Origin of the sequence: Idiomarina sp. UBA4206, from assembly GCF_002383015.1 — a bacterium.
GTDB classification, from domain to species: Bacteria; Pseudomonadota; Gammaproteobacteria; order Enterobacterales; family Alteromonadaceae; genus Idiomarina; species Idiomarina abyssalis.
The window spans coordinates 57412-62788 of record NZ_DFTS01000031.1 but is presented as its reverse complement, the minus strand read 5'-3'; the positions used below and the strand labels follow the sequence as shown (position 1 = coordinate 62788).

At 47.0% G+C, this 5377-nt stretch carries 6 protein-coding genes; 4 read left to right on the top strand and 2 right to left on the bottom strand.

What is annotated here, in order from left to right:
* Both B3180_RS06760 and glpQ read left to right on the top strand, forming a co-directional pair.
* Positions 1 to 757, top strand: a 757-nt coding sequence (locus B3180_RS06760; RefSeq protein WP_286843689.1) for a pyridoxal-phosphate dependent enzyme, incomplete at its 5' end; no start/stop codon positions are given.
* A complete protein-coding gene (gene glpQ, locus B3180_RS06755) occupies positions 750 to 1769 on the top strand; it encodes a glycerophosphodiester phosphodiesterase (protein ID WP_286843687.1) in 1020 nt (339 codons plus the stop codon). The genes B3180_RS06760 and glpQ, both read left to right, overlap by 8 nt.
* Here the strand turns inward: glpQ and B3180_RS06750 are convergent.
* Positions 1744 to 2211, bottom strand: a complete 468-nt coding sequence (locus tag B3180_RS06750; protein ID WP_054489479.1) for a GNAT family N-acetyltransferase — start codon at positions 2209 to 2211, stop codon at positions 1744 to 1746. The genes glpQ and B3180_RS06750 overlap by 26 nt on opposite strands.
* On the bottom strand, positions 2201 to 3661 hold the full coding sequence (locus B3180_RS06745; protein WP_222235770.1) for a RimK family protein: 1461 nt from the start codon (positions 3659 to 3661) through the stop codon (positions 2201 to 2203). Before B3180_RS06745 ends, B3180_RS06750 begins: the two co-directional genes overlap by 11 nt.
* A gap of 143 nt (positions 3662 to 3804) precedes the next feature.
* Here B3180_RS06745 and B3180_RS06740 point away from each other — a divergent pair, with 143 nt between their 5' ends.
* Positions 3805 to 4311, top strand: a complete 507-nt coding sequence (locus B3180_RS06740; protein ID WP_199494344.1) for a DUF2062 domain-containing protein — start codon at positions 3805 to 3807, stop codon at positions 4309 to 4311.
* 2 nt (positions 4312 to 4313) lie between these two features.
* Positions 4314 to 5377, top strand: a 1064-nt coding sequence (locus tag B3180_RS06735) for a TIGR03545 family protein (RefSeq protein WP_286843683.1), incomplete at its 3' end; no start/stop codon positions are given.

The window sequence follows — 5377 nt, the reverse complement described above, 5'->3', positions numbered from 1 at the left end:
ACCAGAAAAAGAATGGATGATACGCCTGCATGGCGGTGAGCTAATGGCCGTTGACCCGGTTCCTTTTAAAAACGAAAACCACTTTTATCACACAGCGCGTCGCTTAGCTGAAGAGCGTGACGACTGTTGGTGGGCCAATCAGTTTGAAAATACCAGCAACGCCCGCGCGCATTACCTTCATACTGGCCCGGAAATTTGGGAACAAACCGGTGGTAAAGTTGATGTTCTGGTTTCTGTAGCAGGTACTGGTGGCACTATTGGTGGTAACTCGCGCTTTTTGAAAGAGAAAAATCCGGATATTGATGTTTGGGTTGTGGACCCGGATGGCTCGGGAATTTATGAGTTCCTTCGCAGTGGTGAGTATGTTTCGACGGGCGGTTCCATGACAGAAGGCATTGGTATTATGCGGTTAGTGGATAACTTTCGTCAGGCACGCATTGATCATGCCGTTAACTTGCCCGATCAGGATTTAGTCACGCTGTCGCGTTATGTCAGAGACAAGGACGGTATTGTGCTGGGTAGCAGCTCCGCGCTTAATGTTGCCGGCGCTTTGGCTGCTGCTTTGCGAAAGGGGCCGGGGCAACGTATCGTGACGTTTTCCTGTGATTTAGGTGAGCGTTCGGTCAGTAAATTGTATAACCCGGAGTATTTACGAGGGCGCGAATTAAACCCTGAGCCCGAGCCCATTGAGGTGCTGATAAAACGTTACCGCGAGCTCGGCGATAAAGTGCTAGAGGTTAACTGGAATAATGAATAGATTCATCATTTGCACTTTGTTATCAGGCTTGGCAGTTGCTGCACCAAAAGCACAGGAGACTCTGCCGGACGCGCCGTTTCATGATTTAAAAGTACCTGAGTTTCTGGATATTGCGCATCGTGGTGCGTCGGGTTATCTACCGGAACATACTCAGGCCAGTACGGTTATGGCCCATGCATTAGGTGCGGACTTCATTGAACAGGACATACAGCTAACTCGTGACGGTGTGCCGGTGGTTTTGCACGACGAAAAACTGGACCATGTTACCAACGTGTCTGAAGTATTCCCGGAGAAGCACCGGCCCGATGGTAAATATTATGTGGTCGACTTTTCCCTGGATGAATTAAAGCGCTTAACGGTTGTTGCCCGCCATAAAGACTATGAGCTGGTCTATCCTAAACGCTTCGCTCAACCGTATGTGCGCTTCCCTATTCAAACCCTGGATGAACACATTAAGTTGATTCATGAACTGAACCGGGTGCGTGAGATGTCCACCGGTATTTATGTGGAGCTGAAATCTTCACGTTGGTATCAGCAACAAGGGTACGACATTACTTCAGCTGTTATGTCGGTACTTGCACGAAATGGCTATTCTGACAAACGGCCTACCCCTATTTATTTGCAGTCTTTTGATCCGGAAGTCTTGCGGCGCTTAAAACGAGAGTTTAACTGGGACGCGCCCCTCATTCAGCTGGTTGGCGATAACGAGTGGGGCGCGACAGATATTGACTACAGCGCTATGCGATCCAGTGCTGGTTTAGAGTCGGTTAAGAGCTACGCAGAAGGGGTCGGGCTGTGGTTAAATCATGTATTAGAAGGGGTCTCTGAAAACGGCGAGCCGCAATGGAGCGATGTTTTAGACTCTGCGGAAGAAAAGGGACTGAATGTTCATGTTTATACCTTGCGAGCTGACGACCTGCCCGACGGCGTTAAGTCTCATGGTCAGCTACGACAGTGGTTGAAGCAGGCCGGTGTTGAGGGTGTATTCACAGACTTTCCGGATAAAAAGTAAACCGCATTTTAAAACCGTCACTGCCGTCATCATAATAGTTTGGCAGAATATCGATAGTTTCGAAGCCACAGTTTTGATACCAATGAATGGCGGTTTTATTATCACTTTTTACTTCCAGAGACATAGCTTCAGCGCCCTGCCTTTTGGCGGTGTCCAGTACGTGATTAATGAGTAAATTGCCGACACCAAAACCACGAAAGTTTAGTGATACAGCAATAGAGTACAGGCGCCATACTTTACTGTTGCGCCGGGTGAACGCAATGGCATACCCGGCTAGCTGGTTTTCTGAACGCGCCACCCAGCAATAATTATGATCAGACTGAATAACCTGCCGGAAGCTGCGGCGACTAATACAACTGTAATTAAATGTCGCCCGCTCCAGTGTAACTAATTGATCAAGATCGGTGAGCTTTGCAGGCTCAACCCTAAACTCAGTATTCATCCAGACGTCGTCCAAAGTCAGCCATTATCAGCCGATAGAGTTCATATCCTAAATGTTTATCTTCAACACCTGACTCAATTGACGGGTTATCGTTAATTTCAATAACCACCGGGCCTTTAGGTGTTTGCTTGATATCAACACCGTACAGGCCGTCGCCAATTAAGCGAGTTGCCTGTAGTGCCAGTCTGACCACGTCTTTCGGGGCCTGATGTACGCCTAAAGTTGCAAAAGACCCACTCTTACCCCGCGAAGACGACTCGCTATGATTATAAATTTGCCAATGGTTACGGGCCATAAAATACTGACAGGCGTATATGGGGCGGTTATTCAGCACACCGATACGCCAGTCGTATTCGGTTTTCATAAACTCTTGTGCCAGCAAAATAGTGGATTGTTTGAAAAGCTCCGCTGCCACTTGTTTAAATTGCTCAAGGCTTTCTGCTTTTTCCACACCGATAGAAAATGAACCGTCAGGGATTTTCAGCACAACCGGATAACCCAGGCGCTCGCCTATGGCTTGGTAATCAATTTCTGACTGGCTCAGCAGCAGTTCTGTTTTCGGCGTTGCAACTTTATGCTTATCCAACAGTTCAGTTAAGAACACCTTATTGGCACACTTAACAATAGAGTCGGGGTGGTCAATAACCACCATGCCATTAGCCTCCGCTTTTTTAGCAAAGTGGTAGGTGTAGTGGTTAATACGGGTCGTTTCCCGTATGAAAAGCGCATCAAACTCCAGTAAACGGTTAAAGTCGTTCGCCGTAATCAGCTCAGCTTCAATATCCGCTTCTTTTGCGGCCTTAATAAACTGTGCCAGTGCCTTTTTGTCGCTGGTCGGAATGGCCTCGTCCGGGTTATAAAGAATGGCTAAATCAAAACGGTACTCTTTACGTGTACGTGCCTTTCGCCACACTCGCTTACTGAAATGGTCCAGTGAGTTACCAAAAAAACTTTGTTGCTCGTCACTCAGCTCATTAAGCGCGCCGGAGGTGAGCTTGTTGATGTGCCAACGGCCGCTAAATTCCAGCTCAACTTTTAAAATAGGACACGGATAGCGCTCAAAAATTTGCCGTGCAAAAGACGCCAGTTCTGGCTGTTCGCACAAGCCAAAGCAAATTAATAGGGATAGCGACTTCTGATCATAGTTCTGCAAATACTTTGTGAGTGATCGGTCAGCGGTATTAATCAGTAACTGATAATGAGAGAAGTTAGTCAGGTCGTTAATGGTAGCGACAGAAGGCATGACTCTTTGCCCTCGGGCTTCTGCGAGCAGGCTGACGTAATAGCCGGTGGATAAGTAAGATAGGTCATTGCACAAATTTAAGACGTGATAACGACTTTGCAAATGCGCTGATTGTAAGTATTCACTTGCGGTGAGTAAGCTTTGACTTGGGTAATAAGGCTGCCAGTCGGCGGCATTATCTATGATAAGGTGAACGTGTTGCTGCATGTCGTAAAGTACTCGAAAGTCGCTAAAAGAGGTGTAAGTTATTTGCTTATTATTTGCGTAATAAATGCAACTCACACTATATTAGAAAGACAACGGATAACAAGCAGATTTGCTGTTTTATCTTTTTCAAAGGAGTCAGGTGAATGCTGACAATTCTGGCAAAGTTGTTAAAGGCTTTGAATTCTGAAACTAGCGCGTGGGCCCTGGCCTTAGCTGTCGTACTAGGAATGTTCATCGGGATAACGCCGCTATGGCGGATCCATAACTTAATTATAATTCTGGCGGCCTTGATCTTCCGCGTTAACCTCAGTTTATTTATCGTATCTTTTGGTGTGTTCTCGGGTATCGCCTACCTGCTTGATCCCTGGTTTCACAGCTTAGGACTGAGCTTGCTGGAAGCTTCAAGTTGGCAGGGAATTTACGAAGCTATGTACGCTACTGCGTTAGGTCGCCTTTCCATGTTTAACCACACTATTACCATGGGTAGCTTTGTTATCGCTCTTATCGCTGCGCCAATAGTGGCAGCCATAAGCTACTGGGTTATTGCCAATTACCGCAAGCGCATTCAGGCGAAAATAATGAAACTTCGTGTTGTACAGGTCATTCGTGGCAGCCGTTTCTGGCAAATTTATACGGACTTAAGGGGGTGAGCATGAAACGTAGCATCATTCGCTGGCCTGGACTGGCCGTATTTGCCGGATTTGTGCTGTTGTTAGTCGCTATTTCCTGGCTCTTTCTGGACACCATTATAAAAGTGACCCTGGAACATACTATGGGTCGGTTAAACGGTGCTGAAGTGAATATTGAGCGAGTAGAGCATCGCTGGGTTCCGTTGTCTTTAACGGTAGCCGGAGTTCAGGTGACTGACCCTAACGCCCCTCAGAATAACCGGGTACAAATTGGTGAAGCCTCTGCTGACATCAGTCCAACCGAGCTGGTACTTGGCAGAACCTTAATTGAACAGCTTACTATGACAGGTATACGTGTCAATCAACCCAGAGAGAGCGAAGGTGAGGTTTACGTATTACCGGACAAAGAAGATATGCAGGGGTGGGCGAACCAATCCTGGGATAAGCTGACCATGTCGCTGCCTTCTGTGGATGAGATTGTTAGTCAGGTTGATTTGCGTACCGAAAAAGTCATTGAAGAAGCCAAAACGGCTTATGAACAACAAGAACAGGAAGTAAAAGCTGCGCAGGAAGCACTGCCCAGTGAGGAAAAAATAAAGGAATATGAGCAAAAAATTAAGCAAATAACCGAAGGTAAAGTAGAAGGTCTGGGCGATATTGCCGCCAGGAAAAAGGCTTTAGACGAGTTGAAAGAGTCGATAAGAGCCGATAAAGAAGCGGTGAGTAACTTTCGTGATGAAGTCAAACAAGCGAAAGACGTGGTGCAACAGCAAATTAGTGAGTTAAAAAATGCGCCCGGTAATGATATTGACCGCATTAAATCCTTTTTCAGTATGGACGGCAGTGGCTTACAGAACGTGACTGGCTTGCTTTTGGGAGATAAGGCCCGCGAGTGGAGTAAGTATGTACTTCTGGCGTATGAGCAGCTGGGCCCTATGCTGGCGCGCTCCGATAACTCAGCGACAGTAGAGCCGGTTCGCGGTGAAGGCCAGAGAATCTCCTTCGCTGATGACAACGCTCCGCCTGAGTTCTTAATTAAAAAGGCTCGTACGGAATTTATGGTGGGCGGTACCGTTATTGATGTCCA